We start from the raw sequence: 18020 nt of genomic DNA, 5'->3' as shown, positions 1-18020 counted from the left end.
CCGACCGGGCCCGGGGGAACTATGAGCCCGGTCGGCGGACGGCCTGACTCCCACGGTCAGGCCGGGGCGGGCCGGCCGTCCGGTCAACGCAGCGGACCGGCCGGCCCGCCCCACCGCCCGAAGCTGAACTTGCCGCGAAAAAGCCCCGGAAAAAGTGACCGTCCAGGGATCACGTGACGGTCGCGGACGGAGTAACGTACGTCACCGGAGAGGCCGCTCCCCCCGTGGCGGCCTCTCCCTTTTTGTCCCCGCACCGGGCTCTGTCCCGGGCCCCGTCCCAGCCTCCGGCGCAGGGCCGGGCACGGTCACCGGGTGCCGCAGCCCCGGATGCCCGGCCGGCAGCGACCGGCGGATCACCAGCCAGCTCACCGCCAGCGCGGACGCCACCAGCGGCCAGGTCAGCGCCACCCGCGCCACCACCAGGGCCACCACCTGCCCGCCGAGGTAGAGCGGCACGAACACCGCCACCCGCAGCGCGTACGTCGCCGCCCACACCCAGCTGCCCCGCCCGTACGCCCGCAGCAGCGCCGGGTCGCGCCGCCACCGGCCCCGCTGCCGCAGCGCCACCCCCACGAGGACGCCCAGCAACGGCCAGCGGACCACGATGCTCACGGCCCAGGCGAGCGCGCTGGCCACGTTCGACAGCACCTGGACGAGGAAGAAGTCGGTGGCCCGCCCGGTGCGCAACGCGATCAGCGCGGCCACGCAGACCGCGAGCAGCCCGATCAGCACCGACCGTGGCCGGTCGCCCCGCCGCAGCCGCCACGCCGCCACCGCCGTGCCGGCCACCACGGCGGCGGCCACCCCGCCGACCAGTGAGTGACCGGTGGCCAGCCAACCGAGCGCGAACGCCACCGGCGGTGCGGTGGCGTCCACCGCACCGCGCCGCCCGCCGAGCAGGTCGGCGAGGGACTCGGGCCGGTCGGCCGGGGGCGACGGAACGGGGTGCGAAGGGCCTTCGGGCCCGGGTGCGGCGGTCACCGGCAACCTCCTGTACGTCCGCCCCAAACTAACCGCAGGGCCCCGGCGGGCCACCGGGGGACGCTCCGGCGAGTGCCGCTACGGTGTGCGGGTGCGCGCGACGGCGAGGGGTTGGACGGCGGTCTGGTTGGTCGTACTGGCCCTGGCCCAGACAGCCGCCTTCCTCGTCGTGTGGCGCGCCGCCCTGCACACCGAGCTCGGCCAGTGGCTCGACACGGTCGCCCTCACCGGCAACCAGATCGGCCAGGACCGCATCGCCGAGCCGGTGAACCGCATCCTCAACACGATGTCCGCGCTGTCGCTGCTGGCCGCGACGGCGATGATCGGCTTCATCGCGCTCATCCGGCGGCGGGTCGCCCTGGCCATCACGGCGACCCTGCTCATCGCCGGGGCGAACGTGAGCACCCAGCTGCTCAAACACTTCCTGGCCCGGCCCGACTTCGGCATCGACCCCGAGCGGTCGGCCGCCGGCAACAGCCTGCCCAGCGGGCACACCACCGTGGCCGCGTCGGTGGCCCTCGCGCTGATCCTGGTCCTCCCGCCCACGGTCCGGGTGCTCGGCGCATACCTCGGCACCGCGTACGCGGCCGTGGCCGGCGTGGCCACGCTCTCCGCCGGCTGGCACCGGCCCAGCGACGCCGTCGCGGCGTTCCTCGTCGTCGGCGTCTGGGCGGCGCTGGCCGGGCTGCTGCTCCTGGTCACCCAGCGGGAACAGGCCCAGGTGGAGCCCGCCGACGCGCACCGGGTCGCCGCCGTCGTGCTCGGCCTGGGCGGGGCGATCGCCGTGGTGGCCTCGGCGCTGGCCCTGTCCTGGCTGGTCGACCTGCCCCAACTCGACCCGGACGAGATGGGCCGGCGGTCGCTGTTCGTCGGCTACGCCGGCAGCGCCGCCGGCATCGCCGGGACGATGGCCGTGGTGGCGGCGCTGGTGCTCGCCGTCGTGCACCGCCTGGTGCCCCGCGTCAAGGGCTGACGGCGGAGGAGGGAACCGATGCGGACGACCCACGACACGGTGCGGGCGGCGTTCCGCGACGAGTGCACGGCGCTGGGCGACGTCCTGCGCGAGCTCACCCCCGCCGACCTGGACCGGCCCACCGACTGCCCGCCCTGGGCCGTACGCGACCTCGTCGCCCACGTCCACGCCGGCGCGGGCCGGCTCACCGGAATGCTCGCCGCCCCGGCCCCGCCCCGCGCCGAGGTGGACGCCGCCGGCTACTTCGGCGCGGCCAAGTTCGCCCCACAGGTCGACCGGGACCGGGTCGACAGCGCCCGCCGGCAGGCCCGCGAGGCGACCGGCCCGGCCGGGATCGCCGCCGCGTTCGACCGGGACTGGCGCGCGGCCGACGCGGCGGTGGCCCGCCAGAGCGTCGACCGGGTGGTCCGCACCCGGCACGGCGACGCGATGGCCCTGACCGAGTTCCTGGTGACCCGGGTGGTCGAGGTCGGCGTGCACGGCCTGGACCTGGCCGCCGCCCTGGGCCGCGAACCCTGGCTGACCCCGACCGCGGCCGAGGTCGTCGCGACGCTGCTGACCGGCGGCCGGGCCGTGCCGCCCGAACTCGGCTGGGACCGGTTGACGGTGCTCCGCAAGGCCACCGGCCGGGACCCGTTGACCGGCCGGGAGCGGACCGCGCTCGGGGCCGCCGGGTTGCGCCTGCTCGCCTTCGGCGGCTGACCCGTCGGGCACCCCGACTCCGTCGAGGTCGTCCGGGGGCACCCTGGGGGCCCGCCGGCCCGGCTCGCAGGCGGGGGTCAGAACGGCGGCGCGGGCTGCTCCGGCGGGCGGCCCCAGGCCCGCCGGGCGTCCGCCACCGCCACCGCCAGCAGCGCCAGGGCCGCCGCCGCGGCCGACACCAGCGTCGCCACGTGCAACAGCACCGGTACGGCCGCCAGCAGTGCCAGCGCCGCGATCCACCGCGATCGCGACACCCGGCCGAAGACCTCGTACTCGAAGCGGGCCCGGCCGGCCAGGAAGATCACCGGGCCGCCCACCACCATGGCGATCCAGGCCGCCGCCGGATGGCCCAACGGGTGCTCGATGGTCAGCTCGTAGCCGATCGCGGTGGCGGTCAGGCCGATCACCATCACCAGGTGGGTGTCGGCGGCGGACCGGCCGATGACCGCCGGCCGGGTCGCCTTCGCCACCGCCTCGGGCAGGATCTGCCCGGCCCGCTGGAAGTAGATCCGCCACAGCAGCACCGAGATCACGATGTCCGTGCCGAAGGCGACCGTCCGCGCCAGCCCGAACGGGTGGGCGCTGTACGCGAGCCCGACCACCAGGATCGTCTCGCCCAACGCGATCAGGAAGAACTGCTGGTAGCGCTCCGCGAGGTGCTCGCCGATCACCTGCCACCGGTTGACCCGGGAACGGCCCAGCCCGGGCACCGGCCAGCCGAACCGGGAGGCGAGGTACTCGCCGGCCAGCGCCGCCGCCCACAGCACGACCCGCGGGTTCGTGGGTAGGAACGCGCCGGTCAGCCAGAGCACCCCGAGGAACAGGTAGGTGATCAACATGCGCAGCTTCAGCTGGCGGTACTCGTGCTGGCCCAGCGCCACCAGCAGCAGCAGCGGCCGGGTCACCTGCGCCACCACGTACGCGGCGGCGAACGCCAACCCGCTCACCGTGAACGCGCGGGGGATCGCCACCCCCATCACCATGCTCGCCACCAGCGCGGTGACCACCACCGCCTGTAACCCGAAGTGGTACGGGTCGTACCGGCTGGTGGTCCACGCGGTGCCCTGCCACACCGACCAGAGCGCCAGCAGGAGCAGCAGTGTCTTCCCCGTGCCCGTGAACGGCGACCAGCCGCTCGTGCCGCCCGCCTCCACCGCCAGGTCCTCGAACGCCCGCGCCGACACGCGGGTCAGCGCGAAGACGTACACCAGGTCGAAGAACAGCTCCAGGAACGTGGCCCGGGTCGTACCCGCGGTCGCGGGCTGCAGGCCGCTCACCCAGCCCGGCGGGGGTGCGCGCCACCACCGGCCGGGCCGGTCCGCCCCGGCGGCCATGCTCAGCGGCTCCCGCCGTCGTACCGCTCCACCTGGCAGTCGTAGCACCCCGGCCCGCCGCCCCGGCCCGGTTCCCCCGGATCCGCCACGATCCGCCGCCCTTGCCGGGAGCGCGGGGCAGCGGGCAGGATCGACCGGTGACGAACCGATGGGGCATGACCGTGCCGCTGGGCGGCCTCCCGCTGGCCGACCACGCCGCCGCCTTCGCCACCCTGCACCGGGCCGGCTTCACCGACGTGTGGTCCTCCGAGGTCAACGGCGCCGACGCGTTCACCCCGCTGGCGCTGGCCGCCGCCTGGCAGCCGGAGCTGCGGCTCGGCACCGCCATCGCCCCCGCCTTCACCCGGGGCCCCGGCCTGCTCGCGATGAGCGCCGCCGCGCTGGCCGAGGCGGCCCCCGGCCGGTTCGCGCTCGGCATCGGCGCGTCCTCCCCGGTGGTGGTGGGCGACTGGAACGCCGTCGCCTTCGACGAACCGTTCAAACGCACCCGCGACGTGCTGCGCTTCCTGCGCGCCGCCCTGGCCGGGCAGACCGTCGACGGCGCGTACGACACCTTCGCCGTGCGCCGGTTCACCCTGGAACGGCCGCCGGCCGTGCCGCCGCCGCTGCTGCTGGCCGCCCTGCGCCCGGGCATGCTGCGGCTGGCCGCCGCCGAGGCCGACGGGGTGATCCTCAACTGGCTCGCCGCCGAGGACGTGCCCACCGCCGTCGCCGAGCTGGGCGGGCGGCCCGACGGGTTCGAGGTGGTCGCCCGGATCTTCGTCTGCCCCACCTCCGACGCCGGCCACGCCCGCGCCCTCGGCCGCCGGCTGATCACCACCTACCTGACGGTGCCCGCGTACGCGGCGTTCCACCGCTGGCTGGGCCGGGCGGAGATCCTCGACCCGGTGTGGCGGGCCTGGGCGGCCGGGGACCGGCGGGGCGCCGCAGCCGCCGTGCCCGACGAGGTCGTCGACGCGCTCGTGCTGCACGGCTCGCCCGAACAGTGCCGCGACCAGGTGCGCCGCTACGCCGACGCCGGAGTGGACGTACCCGTGCTGGCCCTGCTGCCCACCCCCGAGCTGGCCGCCGGCGGCCCGGCGGCCCTGGCCGACCTGATCGCCCGGCTCGGGCCGGTCGGGGGCGGGGAGCCGACGTGAACCTCACCGGCCGGGTGGCCGTGATCACCGGCGGTGCCGGCGGCATCGGCGCGGCCCTCGCCCACCGGTTCGCCGCCGAGGGCGCGGCGGCCGTCGTGGTGGCCGACCTCGACGCGGACGCCGCCCGTGCCGTCGCCGCCGCCGTCGGCCCGGTCGCCCACGCCGCCGGCCTCGACGTCACCGTGGAGGAGCAGGTCCGCGCGCTGGTGGCCGACACCGAGCGGCGGTACGGCCACATCGACCTGTTCTGCGCCAACGCCGGCGTCGCCACGGCGGCAGGGCTGGACGCCGCCGACGCCGACTGGGACCGGGCCTGGCGGGTCAACGTGCTCGCCCACGTCCACTCCACGCGGGCCGTGCTGCCCGGGATGCTGGCCCGGGGCCAGGGATACCTGCTGCACACCTGCTCGGCCGCCGGGCTGCTCACCGCCGTCGGCGACGCCCCGTACACCGCGACCAAGCACGCGGCGGTGGGCCTGGCCGAGTGGCTCGCCGTCACCTACCGGGACCAGGGCATCCGGGTCAGCGCGCTGTGCCCGCAGGGGGTGGACACGCCGATGCTCGCCGAAGGGCTGGCCACCGGGCACCTCGGAGCGCGGGTGATCGCCGCCTCCGGCGCGGTGCTGCACCCCGACCGGGTGGCCGACGCGGTGATCGCCGGACTGGCCGAGGAGCGGTTCCTCATCCTGCCCCACCCCGAGGTCGCGCAGCACGCCCTCCGCCGCGCGGAGGACCCGGACGGCTGGCAGGCCGGCCTCCGCAAACTGGTCCGCCGCCTCCGCGCCTGACTTGAGGGCCGCCGCGTCTCCGCGTGCCTCCGCGCCTGACTTCGCTCTCCGCGTGGGCCCGTGCCTGGCCCGGGTCTCCTCGTGGGCCCGGTCTTGATCGTGCTCGATCCGGGATCGAGTGGCCTCCACGCGACGCCGATGCCACTCGATCCATGCAGGAGCGCGATCTTGTCGCGGGCGGCGCGGGCCGGCTCCGCGCGGGTTCGGGCGCGGGTCCGGCCCGCGCTGCCCGTCGTCGCCCCTTCATTTCCGCGATCTTGCACTTGCGGACCGGGCATTACGGGGCGAAATAGACTTCCCGGGGGCCGCAAGTGCAAGATCGCCGGTGCGCGGTGCGCGGTGCGCGGTGCGCGGTGCGCGGTGCGCGGTGCGCGGAGCGCGGGCGGTCGGGTGGCGGGCGGGTCAGGGGCGCCAACGTAGCGGGCCAGGATGGATCGACCAGAGCAGCCGGCGCCACCAGGGGCGGGCGGCGCGCAGGGCGGCGACGTACTCGCCGGCCAGGGTGGCGGCCCGGTCCGCCTGCTCGTTGGCGGCAGCGCCCGGCGCGAAGGCGAGCCGGTTGAGCAGCCCGGCCAGCTCCGCCAGGTCGGGCGGCACGGCACTGGCGGTGGCCCGAGCCGTGCGCGTGACAGCCAAGGCTTCGCGGTCGGCCCCGGCGTCGCGGTCGACCAAGGCGTCACGCTCCTTCCCGGCTTCACGGTCGCTGCGGTCGGCCCGGGTGGCGCGGGCTTCGGCCAGGGCGGCGCGGGCCCGCTCCGCCACCTCCGTGGCGGCGAGGTCCCCGCCCACCGGCCGACCCGCCAGCCGCAGCGCGTCGGTCACCTCCCGCCAGGCGCCGGCTATCCGCTGGCCGGGGTCGCCCGTGGACAGCCGGCTCCTCGACCGCGCCCGACGCATCCCGGCCAGCGCCGCCAGCACCGCCCCCACCACCAGCAGCAGGCCGCCCGCGCCGCCACCGACCAGCACCGGCGTCGGCAGCCCGCCCGAGTCGACCGGGCGCGCCGGCCCCGCCTGCGGCGACGGCGCCTCCGTCGGCTCCGGGGTCGGCTCGGGCACCTCCGACGGCGGCGGGTCCTCCGGCACCGGACGGAAGTCCTCCTCCACCGGGCGCGGCTCGTCGTCCGGGCGGGGCAGCGGGTCGAACGCCACCCATCCGAGCCCGGAGAAGAGCACCTCCGGCCAGGCGAACGCGTCCGCCGCCCGCACCGGCCCGTTGCCGTTGGAGGAGAAGCCCACCACCACCCGCGTCGGCAAACCCGACAGCCGGCCCAGCACCGCGAACGCCGCCGCGAACTGCTCCGACGTGCCGCGCTGCCCGCCGCCGTTGCGCGGGCCGAAGAGGAAGAAGTTCAGATTCGGGTACGCATGCCCGCTCGGGGCGTCCGCCACCACCCGGTAGTGCTCGGCGAGGAACTGCTCGATCGCCGCCGCCCGCGCGTACGGGGCCCCGTTGTCCTCGGCGAGCTGGGCGGCGAGCCGGCGCACCGGGTCGGGCACCCCGTCGGCCACCCGCAGCACCCGGGCCACCTCCTCCCCGGCCGGCACGTCCGCCGTGGCGAGCAGGTTGTTGTCGGGCCGCTCCGCCGCCGAGGTGACCGTGTACCGCAGCCCCGGCGTCAGCCCCTCCGGCCGGATCAGCGTCCCCGTCAGCGGGTCGTACGCCACCCGGGCCCCGCCGATCGCACGCGGGGTGGCCACGGCCGGCAGCAGCCGCCCGCTCAGGTCCGCCACGGTGATCTCCTGCCGGACCGTCTCCACCGTCGCCCCCGGCTCGGGCTGCGTCGCCGGCAGGATCCGGCCGGCGTTGCGGTACGTCGCACCGACCCGCCAGGTCACCCCGTCGTAGTCGCTGAGCACCGCGAGCCGGATCCGCACCGACCGGCTGCCGGCAGCGTTCCCGGTGGCACCGGCCGGGCCGTCGGGGCGCTCGGTGGCCACGTCCAGCAGCTTCTGCCCCGGGTTCAACGCCCAGCCGGAGATGCGGATCAGCGGGTTCTCGTCCAGCGACTCCACCTGCGGCGGCTCCACGTACCGGCGCGGGTCCACCGGGCGTTCGTCGACCCGGCCCGCCACCACCGGCCCGACCACGGCCGCCAGCCCCACCACCACGACGAGGCCGGCGGCGGCGGTGGCGGCGAGGCGTACCCGAACGGCCGCCCGCACCCCCGGTGCCAGCCCGGCCGTCGGATCCGGGGCCGACGGGCCCGGCCGGCCGGCCGGCACCGCCAGCCCCAGCGCGGCGACCGCCGCGAACGCCACCGTGGGCCACACCGCCGGGTCCGCGTTCGGCCCCACCACGTACACCGCCCCGGCGTAGAGCAGCGCCGGAGGCAGGTAACCCAGCAGCACCCGGCCGGCCCGCAGCGCCACCTCCGCCCCCGCCAGCCCGGCCAGCCACGCCGCGACCAGCGGCACCAGCACCGTGTCCGGCGTCGGCTCCACCGGGATCATCGCGGTCAGCAGCCGGGGGATGCCGTTGCGGGCCGCGTCCGCCGCCACCTCGACCAGCGAGCCCGGCAGCCCCGCCGCGTCGGCCGACACCCGCAGCGACCACGCCGTGAAACCGGCCAGGCCCGCCACCGACAGCGGGGCGACCAGCCAGGACGGCAGCCGCCGGGCGACCACGCTCACCAGCACCGAACCGACCGCCGCGCCGACCACCAGCCGGGTCAGCAGCCCACCCGCGTACACCCGGCCGAGCACCACCCCGGTCAGCGCGACCATCGCGACCAGCGCGACCGGCAGCGGCGCCGCCCGCAGCGCCCGCCACACTCTCACCACCGGCGGACCCCGTCCCACTCGGCCGCGAACGCCGCCCCGTCGGCGGCGTCGACGACCACGATCCCCGTCGCGCCGGCCGGCGCCGGCTCCGTCGCCCCGAACACCCCCACCACCACCGACGGGTACGCCCCGCGCAGCGCACCGAGATGCCCCAGCTCGCCCCGGCCGCCCGGCCCGGTGAGGAAGACCAACGTGTCGCCGAGCCGGTCCCGGCGCAGCCGGGTCGCCGCCGCCCGCAACGCCGCCGTGGCGTCCCCGGTGTCCAGCCGGGCGGCGGCGAGCCGGTCCAGCGGCCCGATGCCCGCACCGGCGGCCTCCCCGGCCGGCCCCTCCGGCGTGGTCAGCCCCTCCGGCGCGACCAGCAGCAACGACACCGGCAGGTCGGCGCGCAGCGCCGCCGCGACCACCGACGCCGCCGCCTCGCACGCCGACTCGAACGACTCCGGATCCCGGCCCGGGTGGGCGGTCGCCCGGTTGTCCAGCAGCACCACGATCCGGGGCAGGCTGGTGTCGACGTTCTCCCGCACCATCAGCTCGCCCACCCGGGCGCTGGTGCGCCAGTGCACCCGGCGCAGCTCGTCGCCCACCACGTACTCCCGTAGCGAGTCGAAGGTGATCGAACCCTGCGGCACCCCGTCCACCCGGCCGTCGAGGCTGCGCCCCGCCCCCGTCGGCACCGCCGTCAGCGGGTGGATCCGCGGGTGCACCCACACCGGCACCACCGCCGAATACGACCGCGCCAGCGCCACCAGCCCCAACGGGTCGCGCCGGGTCACCCGCAGCGGACCGACCGGCACCACCCCCCGGCGGTCCGTCGGCACGTCGTAGTCGACCGTCGTGTCCCGCCCCGGCCGCAACCGCAGCACCGGCACCGGCACCGTCCGGTCACCGCACCGGTCCTCCGCGAGCAGGTTCGCCGCCCGCAGCCGCCCCGCGTTGCGCACCGTCAGCACCATCCGCGCCGGCTCGCCCCGCGACACCCGGTCCGGGTCCGCGCGCCGCGTCACCTCCAGCCGGGGCCGCCACAGCGCCACCAGCAGCGCGTAGCCCACCGCCCCTGCCGCCGCCACGCCCAGCAGCGTCAACTCCGGGTACGCGAACCGGAAACCGGCAGCGAGCAGCACCACCGCAGCCACGAGCAGCCCGGCACCCCGGGCGGTGATCCCCACGCCCCGCAGCCGCCTCAGCCCTGCACCAGGGGCGAGGCCGGGGCCGGGGCGACCTGGCCCGACGGCAGCGGCACCGGCACCGAGGCGACCGCCTGGCGCAGCACCTCGGCGGCGCTCACCCCGCGCACCTGCGCGTCGGAGGTGAGCAGCAGCCGGTGCGCGAACACCGGCTCGGCGAGGGCCTTCAGGTCCTCCGGCATGATCCAGCCCCGCCCGTCGATCAACGCGTACGCGCACGCCGCCCGGGTCAGCGCGATCACCCCCCGGGGACTCACCCCCACCCGCACCTGCGGGTGACCCCGCGTCGCGGCGGCCAGCCGGACCGCGTACGCGTACAACGGCTCGGCGATGTGCACCCGCTGGGCCATCCGCACCATCTCACCGACCGTGTCGGTGTCGGTGATCGCCGGCAGCGCCTCGGGGGAGCGGACCGTCGCCCCGCGCAGCACCTCCACCTCGACCGCCTCGTCGGGATACCCGACGGACAGCTTCACCAGGAACCGGTCGAGCTGCGCCTCCGGCAGCCGGTACGTGCCGTCCATCTCCACCGGGTTCTGCGTGGCCACCACCAGGAACGGCTGCGGCACCGGGTGCCGGACCCCGTCCACCGTGACCGTGCGCTCCTCCATCACCTCCAGCAGCGCCGACTGGGTCTTCGGCGACGCCCGGTTGATCTCGTCGGCGATGACGATGTTGGCGAACACCGGCCCCGGGTGGAACTCGAAACCCCGGGTGGCCTGGTTGAAGATGGTCACCCCCGACACGTCCGAGGGCAGCAGGTCCGGGGTGAACTGGATGCGCCGCCACCGCCCCTTCACCGTCGCGGCGATCGCCCGCGCGAGGGTGGTCTTGCCGACCCCCGGCACGTCCTCCAGCAGCACGTGCCCCTGCGCGAACAACGCCGTCAACGCCAGCCGGACCACCTGCGGCTTGCCCAGCACCACCGAGTTGACGTTCTCCGCCAGCCGGGCGGCGAGGGCCGCGAAGCCCTGCACCTCCGGCTGGGTGAGCGGTTCGTGCGTGTTCACGGCGGTGCTCCTTGCCTGGTGGCGCGGTCAGCAGGTCGGCAGGACGTTGATGTTGTCGCCGCCTTCGAGGTTGAGCCAGGCCCACGGGATGTAGTTCTTCCCCTCGAACTCGACCCGCACCCACCAGCTGCTCTGCTTCTGGTCGTTGTAGATCCAGGAGTCGACGTTCTCGCCCTGCCGCTTGCAGTACGCCTTCAACCGGGTGCCCGGTCTGGCCCAGCCGACCTGCTTGTCGTTGTCCTGCTGGGGAACAGAGAAGATCTCGTTGCCGTTGCGGCCGGCCACGTCCTTGTCGCAGTACGTCCGCTGGTCGCCGTCGGGACCGTTGTTGCACGTCGCGATCCCGTACAGCGGATCCGTGCTCTGCGCCCGCTTCGCCGTGCCCTCCCCGGCGGCGTTGCTGGCCGTCACCGTCGCCGTGTACGCCGTGCCCGGCGTCAGGCCCGGCACGGTCGCGCTGGCGCAGTTGCGCGCCGTGACCGGCTTCTCGCCCGGGACGCTGACCGTGCAGGTGGCCTGCCCGCCGCCGGCGTCCACCGTGAAGTTCACCGTGACCGCCGTGGCCGTCGCCGACGAACCGGTGACCGTGACCCGGGGCGGCGCCACCGTGCGGGCGTTGGCCGTCGCCGCCGCGCCCGGACCCGCCTCGTTGACCGCCTTCACCGTCACCGTGACGCTCTGCCCGTCGCCCAGGCCGTCCACGGTGGCCCGGGTGTCGGTCACCTCGCTGCTGCGGCCCCCCGCGTCCACCAGGTACTTCGTCACCGGCCGGCCGTTGGCCGCGGCCGGCGACCACTGCACCGCCACGGTGCCCGGCCGGTTCGCCACCGTCGTCGCCCGCAGGTCGACCGGCGCGCCGGGCGCGGCGAACGGCACCACGCTGTTGCTCACCGGGGAGGCCGCCGACCCGGCGCCCCTGTCGTTGACCGACACGACCGTGAACGCGTACTGCGTGCCGTAGTCCAGCTCGCCGGCCGGCACCACCAGCTCCGTCTTCGACGACTCGCCGGCCGGCGCGTTGGCGCCCGCCGAGTTCGCCGTCACCGCGTACTTCGCGATGGTGTTGCCCTGGCCGTTCGCCGCCGGCCACTTCACCAGGACCGTGCCGTCGGGCCGGGCCTCGGCCGTCACGCCCGACGGCGGATCCGGAACCGCCGCGGTCGGCGTCACCGGGTTGCTGGACCGCGCCGGGCCGTCACCCTTGGCGTTGACCGCGTGCACCGAGAACCGGTACGTCTCGCCGTTGGTCAGGCCCGTGACCTCCACCGACCGCTGGTTGGCACCCACCTCGCGGCGCTCGCCGGCACCCTCCACCACGTACCGGATGATCTCCGCACCGTTCGCGGCCGCCGGCCGCCAGCTCACCCGGGCCCGCGCGTTGCCGGCCGACGCGGTGACGCTGCGCGGCGCGCTCGGCTTGCCCACCTTCGGCTTCTTCGGCGGTGGCGGCGGCGGGGGCACCGGCGGCGGGTCGCCGCCGAGCACGTCGTTGGCGTACTTGTTGACCTCGCGCACCTGGTGCTTGTCGTCGACGACCCGGGCGGTCGACGAGTCCGGCGCGTTGATGAACAGCCGGTTCTCCCGCACCTCCAGCTCCAGCGGGCCGGTGGAACCCTTGCCGCCGATCGTGTCGACGAGCTGGCCGGAAGCGTCGAAGGAGTAGACGGTGCCCGTCGACTCGTCGGCGCAGTAGAAGCGGTCCGCCCACGCCACGGCCGGGCTGAGCTTGTCGCCCCGCCCCGGCACGGTGAACTGCCGCTCCTCGCCGCCCGCGCCGATCACGTGCACCTTCCGCTCGCCGGGGACGGTCACCGGCACCTTCGGCCCGCTCGTACGCGCCGGCAGCGACCCCGGACCGGCGATCGTCAGCGGCGTGCGGACCACCTCGCCGCGCTGCACCCGCACCAACGCGCCGGCCGTTCGGTCGAGCACCGCCACCCCGTCGTCCAGCGTGGACACCACCAGCTCGTGGCTGGGCTCCGCGACGTCGTACGTCTCGATCCTCTTCGGCGAGATGCCGCTTCCCGGCGGCGCGGCGGAGCCCGGCTCGGACGGCAGCTCCGCCGCCGTGACCGCCGAGACGGTGCCCTCGGCCGGCACGGCGACCCACAGCCGGCCCTCGCCGTCGAACGCCCCGCCGGTGATGCCCGGCGGGTAGTGCACCGGCTCGCCCACCGGGGCCAGGGAACGCGGGTCGAGCTGCCGGACGATGCCCTGCACGGCGTCCACCACGAACGCGGCATCCTCGTGCAGCGCCACGTTGACGCCCAGCCCGGGGGTGGTCCGGGTGGTGGCGGTGATCTGGAGGGTGGCCAGGTCCAGCGAGCTGACCTGCCCCGTGTTCAGGTCGCGCAGGACCAGCAGCCGGTCGGTCTGGACGACCTGCACCGGGTGCCGCCGGGAGTCGGGCACCTCCACCCGCGTGTCCACCCGCGCCGTCACGCCGTTGACCCGCGCCAGCTCGCTGCGCGCCGCGCTCCACAGCCAACTGCTGGCGTCGTAGTTGGCCACCGCGTTGTCGGCGGCGCCCAACCCGAGGACGGTGAGCCCCATCGCGGCCAGCAGCGCGGACACCGTGCCGACGGTGACCAGGCCACCGCGCCAGCGCCGCCGGCGGGACGCACCCGGTTCCGTGCTCACGGCGTCGTCGATGATGGCCACAAGCGGCTGCCTCCCCGTGTCGTCGTGGCAGGTGACCGCCGTCCACCGGCGACCCTCCCGTGAGCCGGGTGCCATCATATGGCCACCCTGAGACAGGGGAAACCCGCACCGTCGGCCCGTGCGCACCCAGCGTGCATGCCATGTGGACGGTCGATCAGCGCGGTGTCGCGGTCCGCTCCCGCTGCGTGCACACCTGCCCGGACGTGGCGAACGCGTCGGTCGAGTACACGGCGAGCACCGTGAAGCAGTAGTCCACCCGGGCGTTCAGCCCGTTCACCGTGTAGCTGGTCTGCCCCGGGTCCACCGTGGCCATCACCCCCAGCTTCTGCCCGGCCCGGCCGCCGGCCACCATGAACGGCACCGCGCCGGCCGACGGGTCCGTCCAGGTCAGGGTGATCGTGCTGCTGTCGTCGCGCAGCTTCAGGTCACCCGGCGGCGGTCCGTCCACCGTCGGCCCGGCCGCCGCCGACGGCGGCGTCGCCTGCGTTGGCGGCGGCGCCCCGTCGCGGCCGAGCACCAGCACCGCGACGCCGACCATGACCACGAGCACGACCAGGGCCACCACCACGGCCACGACGACCAGCAGCCGGCCGCGCCCGGCCTGTTCCTCCTGGGGGTACGTCGTCTGCCACGCCTCGCGCGGGGACGGGTAACCGTCGTCGGCTTCCCGGCCGCCCCGCTCGGGCCACGCCGGCCCGCCCTGCCCCGGCTGCCCGTCCCACCCCTGTGCGACCGGACCGTGCTTGACCGGCCCGTGCTCGACCGGTGCGTGCCCGTGGCCGACCGGTCCCGGCTCGACCGCTCCCTGACCGGGCCACGGCGGCTGGTGGGGTCGAGCCGCCGGTCGGCGGTCCGGTGCCGGTGGCGGCACGGGCACGTCCGGCTGCGCTGCCCCGTGGCCCTGGCCGATCGGCCTCGATGGGTGCGTGCTCTCGGCGGGCGGGTGGCCCGCCCAGCCCGGTGCGGTGGACTCAGCTCCGATCGGGGCGGTGGGCTCAGCGTCGTCCCGGGCGGTGGGTTCCGCGCCGACCGGTTCGGCCGGCGACTGCGGCGGCGAGACCCTGCTCCAGGGCGGTGCGGTCATGCCCCACGGCGGAACGGGCGACCCGCTGACCGGAGTGCCGCTGACCGGGCTTGCACTGACCGGGGCGCTGCTGACTGGGCTTGCACTGACCGGGCTCCCACTGACCGGAGCGCCGCTGACGGGTCGACCATCGACCGGTGTTTCGCGCGCAGGCGGGGCGCTGGCGGGCGCGTCGCTCACGGGCCCGCTGACCGGCGAAGCGCCCACGGAAGGGCCCGCCCCGATCGCCGGGGCCGACGAGCTGTCGCCGCCCGGTCCGGTCGCCGCCCGGATGGCCTCCTGCCGGGCGGCCTCCTCCCGCAGCAGGGGGTCGATCTGCCGTACCTGGATGGTCGGCTCGTCCCAACCGCGAGCCGGGGCGGGCGGCGGCGACGGCTGCGGCCCCGGCTCGGCGGGCGCGCGCGGGCCCGGCGGAGCCGGCGCGGTGCGCGGTGTGGGCGGGACAGCCGGGACCGGAGCCTGCGAAGCGGGTGCCGGGCGACCACCCTCGGCCGCCGGCTGCGGTGCCCAGGCGGAAGCCGCGTCGGCCGGTGCGGGACCGCCGGCCCGCATCGTCTCCGGTTGCGCTTGTCGCGGTGCGACCGTCCCGCCGTGCGCGGCCGACACCGGCGGAGGCGGCACCGGCCCGCCCTGCCCTCCGGGCCCCGGCCGTGGGGGAGCCGGGATCCGTGGTGCCGGCGGAGCCGCCTGCGGAGCCCATGGCGAGACCGGCTGCGGCTGCGGCGCGTCGGTGCCGGATGCGGGCTTCGCCGCAGCCGTCGGGGGAGCGGCCACCGCCGGCACTGGCGGGACGCCCGGCACTGTCGCCGGGTGCGGCGGCTCCGACACGTGCCGGGTGGTGGCGGGCGCGGTGGACTCCGGCGACCGGGACGGCGCCGGGATCCGGGGCGGTGGCGGGGGCGGCGGCAGTTGCCGTGGCGGGGCGGACACCGGCAGTGGTGGCGGTGGCTGACGCGGGAACGCCGGCGGCACCGGGGGCCTGGTCGAATCGCGCGGCCCGGGGGTAACGGACGGACCGGGAGGAAGAGGCGGCGCCGTGCCCGCCCCCGCGCCCCCGAGGTAGTGCCGAGCCGCCTGCACCGCCGGGTGGTCCGCACCGAGCACGGCGGGACCGGCATCGGCCACCCGGGCGTAGTGGCGGCGGGCCTCGTGTCGGTTGCCCAGCTCCTCGGCGACCGAGGCGAGATCGAAGGAGAACGCGAGCATCAGCGGGTCCGCGGGATGCCACCGGCGCTCGCCGGCCGCGAGGGCCTCCTCCAGTACGCGTCGCGCGGCGGCCGGGTCGTCGGCCTCGCGATGCAGGCGGGCCAGCAGGTGGGCGGTGCCCAGGACCTCCGGATGGTCCTCGCCGAAGCTGGCCCTCAGCGGGTCGATCGCGTCGGCCAACAGCCGGCAGGCAGCCACGACGTCGCCGGCGGCGCGCAGCGCGAGCGCCCGGTGCTGGAGTGCGGCCAGGGGAGAGGGCTGTGACACGTCAGCCATGCTGCCCGGAGAGGGCGTCCCGACGCCACCCGCCGGGTCGGCCATGATCGTTCCAAGGCGCCCTCAAGGCCGGCCGTCGCCGCCTCTGAGCTGGGCGGACGTCGCGGCCCGAGGGTGATGTGCATGATCCACGTGCGCCGTGTAAAGTAAGCCCCCGTGCGGCCCACCGGGGCGGCCCGAGGGTGGTGAAATCCCCTCCGGTCGACACGGTAGGCTGAGCGAGTAGGTCCGGGTGGCGGAATGGCAGACGCGCTAGCTTGAGGTGCTAGTGCCCGTATAGGGCGTGGGGGTTCAAGTCCCCCCTCGGACACAACTTTGCGGCACCTGTGCCGTACCTGACGTACCGGTGGTCAAGCGCCATTGACCACGCGAATCTGATCTTCCCGACCACCTTCACCGGCCTCGTGCCGGCCGACGGTGGTGGTCGATGTGGCTGAGCCCGCGGTGGCTTCCGTCGTCCCTCCGGTCCTGCTTCCGGACCAGGGGCGCTCAGCTCGGACCGGCTCTGGTGGCCCGCTGCGTCGGGCGCCGTTACCGATGCCTGCACTCCCGCGGCAGCGCACCGAGGCGAGGATGTATCGCCTGGCTTCGGTCGACAGCAGTGGCCGGCTCCGTGATCGGTCGATCATCGGAGCAATGGGCTGGGAGCCCGGTGCCCGCCTGGACATCCGTCAAGGTGGTGGCGTCATCGCCGTGCGCTGCGACCCTCAGGGAGTCTTCACTGTCACCGGCCAGGGGCACCTGTTGCTGCCGTCCGCGGTACGGCACTGGTGCGGCCTCTCGGCGGGGGACCGTGTCCTACTGACCGCAGACCCCGCCGCGAACCTGCTCGTGGTGTACCCGCCGATGGCCTTGGACGAGATGATTGCCCAGGCCGAGCGGGCAGTGCTGGGTGGTGATCCGACATGAGCGCGAGCACGGCGAGCAAAGCGGAACTGGAGGCTGCCCGACTGCTGCTGTCGCGGATGGGCATCTCCCCAGCGGACCTGCAAGCAGCGGCGTCGGACCGTCCGCCGGCACCGACGTTCGCCGAGTACGTGCCGGTCGTGGCGGCTGCCGTCACCGCGGGCACACGGCGGGCGTACGGGTCGTACTGGAAGCGCGTGGTCGAGCAGTGGGGCGCGCGGCGCATTGACGAGCCGACGCCGTCGGAGATCGAGCGGTTTGCGGAGTACGTCAAGACGCATGTCGTGGCCCGGCGTAACGCCCGGGGTGGGCGCAGTGCGGCGGAGCATCTGATCGCGTCGTTGCGCTGCCTGTACCGGCGTGCGGTCGCCGACGGGCTTCTGTCGGAGGCGGACAACCCTGCGTTGAAGGTGGCGAAGCCGCGGCGGTTGCCGAGCACCCGGCGGGCGCTGGCGGACACTCGCCTCGCGGAGATCAACGAGGTCGCGGCGTCCACCGGTGACGACCCAGCGTTGGACAGTCTGCTGTTGCGGTTGCACACCGAGACGGCGTGCCGCCGGGGCGGGGCCCTAGCTTTGCGGCCGGTCGACCTGGACCCGGATCAGTGCCTCATCCTGCTGCGGGAGAAGGGCGAGACGGTGCGGTGGCAGCCGGTGTCGCCCACACTCATGCGGTACCTGCAGCGCCACGCCGAGCAGCGGCACGCAACGGAGGAGGGGCCGTTGTTCCGGTATCGCAGCGGGCAGCCGATTACCTACCGACGGTACGACCATCTCTGGGTGCGGATCGGTGAACACCTACCCTGGGTACATGCGCAGCAGATCAGCACCCACTGGCTGCGGCACACCACGTTGACGTGGGTGGAGCGGAATTTCGGCTACGCCATCGCCCGCGCCTATGCCGGACATTCGGGCAGCGGTGGTGAGGCCGGCACCACAGCCACCTACGTCCGCGCGACCATCCATGAGGTAGCTGCCGCGCTCGCAGCGCTG

The 18020-nt window shown here is 75.7% G+C and carries 13 protein-coding genes, 1 tRNA gene and 1 pseudogene; 7 read left to right on the top strand and 8 right to left on the bottom strand.

From position 1 onward, the window contains the following. Nucleotides 1-201: 201 nt before the first annotated feature. Nucleotides 202-981, bottom strand: coding sequence for a DUF3159 domain-containing protein (locus LPU61_RS11815; RefSeq protein ID WP_043967728.1), 780 nt, complete (start codon nucleotides 979-981; stop codon nucleotides 202-204). A gap of 85 nt (nucleotides 982-1066) precedes the next feature. Here LPU61_RS11815 and LPU61_RS11810 point away from each other — a divergent pair, with 85 nt between their 5' ends. Together LPU61_RS11810 and LPU61_RS11805 are read left to right on the top strand one after the other, a co-directional pair. Next, the gene (locus LPU61_RS11810) at nucleotides 1067-1954 is read left to right on the top strand and encodes a phosphatase PAP2 family protein (RefSeq protein ID WP_043967729.1); all 888 of its coding nucleotides are present in this window, start codon (nucleotides 1067-1069) and stop codon (nucleotides 1952-1954) included. An 18-nt stretch (nucleotides 1955-1972) separates the two neighbouring features. Further along, complete coding sequence (locus LPU61_RS11805; protein ID WP_229404942.1) at nucleotides 1973-2656, top strand: maleylpyruvate isomerase N-terminal domain-containing protein; 684 nt, start codon at nucleotides 1973-1975, stop codon at nucleotides 2654-2656. Between the two features lie 77 nt (nucleotides 2657-2733). Here the strand turns inward: LPU61_RS11805 and LPU61_RS11800 are convergent, their stop codons facing one another. Next, nucleotides 2734-3990, bottom strand: coding sequence for a low temperature requirement protein A (locus LPU61_RS11800; protein ID WP_082106576.1), 1257 nt, complete (start codon nucleotides 3988-3990; stop codon nucleotides 2734-2736). 155 nt (nucleotides 3991-4145) lie between these two features. Here LPU61_RS11800 and LPU61_RS11795 point away from each other — a divergent pair, with 155 nt between their 5' ends. Further along, the gene (locus LPU61_RS11795; protein WP_229405274.1) at nucleotides 4146-5129 is read left to right on the top strand and encodes an LLM class F420-dependent oxidoreductase; all 984 of its coding nucleotides are present in this window, start codon (nucleotides 4146-4148) and stop codon (nucleotides 5127-5129) included. Next, nucleotides 5126-5917, top strand: coding sequence for an SDR family oxidoreductase (locus tag LPU61_RS11790; protein ID WP_229404941.1), 792 nt, complete (start codon nucleotides 5126-5128; stop codon nucleotides 5915-5917). The genes LPU61_RS11795 and LPU61_RS11790 overlap by 4 nt, the downstream gene beginning before the upstream one ends. A gap of 402 nt (nucleotides 5918-6319) precedes the next feature. Here the strand turns inward: LPU61_RS11790 and LPU61_RS11785 are convergent, their stop codons facing one another. From LPU61_RS11785 to LPU61_RS31865, 6 genes and pseudogenes are all read right to left on the bottom strand, one after another. Further along, nucleotides 6320-8716 (bottom strand): transglutaminaseTgpA domain-containing protein, encoded by a 2397-nt coding sequence (locus LPU61_RS11785; RefSeq protein WP_374199653.1) that lies wholly within the window; start codon nucleotides 8714-8716, stop codon nucleotides 6320-6322. Beyond that, nucleotides 8692-9867 carry a DUF58 domain-containing protein gene (locus tag LPU61_RS11780; RefSeq protein ID WP_043967740.1) on the bottom strand — a complete coding sequence of 392 codons (1176 nt, stop codon included), beginning with the start codon at nucleotides 9865-9867 and terminating at the stop codon, nucleotides 8692-8694. Before LPU61_RS11780 ends, LPU61_RS11785 begins: the two co-directional genes overlap by 25 nt. Before the next feature lie 14 nt (nucleotides 9868-9881). Continuing rightward, a complete protein-coding gene (locus tag LPU61_RS11775; RefSeq protein ID WP_229404940.1) occupies nucleotides 9882-10895 on the bottom strand; it encodes a MoxR family ATPase in 1014 nt (337 codons plus the stop codon). Nucleotides 10896-10922: 27 nt separating this feature from the next. After that, nucleotides 10923-13556 (bottom strand): fibronectin type III domain-containing protein, encoded by a 2634-nt coding sequence (locus LPU61_RS11770; protein WP_043967744.1) that lies wholly within the window; start codon nucleotides 13554-13556, stop codon nucleotides 10923-10925. Between the two features lie 154 nt (nucleotides 13557-13710). After that, nucleotides 13711-14433: a fibronectin type III domain-containing protein gene (locus tag LPU61_RS11765; RefSeq protein WP_229405272.1), complete on the bottom strand. Its 723-nt coding sequence runs from the start codon at nucleotides 14431-14433 to the stop codon at nucleotides 13711-13713. Between the two features lie 1506 nt (nucleotides 14434-15939). Continuing rightward, nucleotides 15940-16122, bottom strand: a pseudogene (locus LPU61_RS31865) (hypothetical protein); the annotation flags it as partial. 226 nt (nucleotides 16123-16348) lie between these two features. Between LPU61_RS31865 and LPU61_RS11755 the strand changes: the two are divergent. The 3 genes from LPU61_RS11755 to LPU61_RS11745 form a co-directional block, all read left to right on the top strand. After that, nucleotides 16349-16432 (top strand) — tRNA-Leu (locus LPU61_RS11755). A 263-nt stretch (nucleotides 16433-16695) separates the two neighbouring features. Beyond that, entirely contained in the window at nucleotides 16696-17031 is a 336-nt protein-coding gene (locus LPU61_RS11750) for an AbrB/MazE/SpoVT family DNA-binding domain-containing protein (RefSeq protein ID WP_229404939.1), read from the top strand. Beyond that, nucleotides 17028-18020, top strand: a 993-nt coding sequence (locus LPU61_RS11745) for a site-specific integrase (protein ID WP_229404938.1), incomplete at its 3' end; no start/stop codon positions are given. The genes LPU61_RS11750 and LPU61_RS11745, both read left to right, overlap by 4 nt.

The sequence above is a fragment of the Micromonospora sp. NBRC 110038 genome (genome assembly GCF_020884815.1).
GTDB classification, from domain to species: domain Bacteria; phylum Actinomycetota; class Actinomycetes; order Mycobacteriales; family Micromonosporaceae; genus Micromonospora; species Micromonospora haikouensis.
This window is presented reverse-complemented; position numbering and strand designations above follow the sequence as displayed.

Excerpts from the sequence above, each read along its gene's own strand:
- LPU61_RS11805 (WP_229404942.1), top strand. The coding sequence starts at position 1,973 with ATGCGGACGACCCACGACACGGTGCGGGCGGCGTTCCGCGACGAGTGC.
- LPU61_RS11800 (WP_082106576.1), bottom strand. The coding sequence starts at position 3,990 with ATGGCCGCCGGGGCGGACCGGCCCGGCCGGTGGTGGCGCGCACCCCCG.
- LPU61_RS11795 (WP_229405274.1), top strand. The coding sequence starts at position 4,146 with ATGACCGTGCCGCTGGGCGGCCTCCCGCTGGCCGACCACGCCGCCGCC.
- LPU61_RS11750 (WP_229404939.1), top strand. The coding sequence starts at position 16,696 with ATGTATCGCCTGGCTTCGGTCGACAGCAGTGGCCGGCTCCGTGATCGG.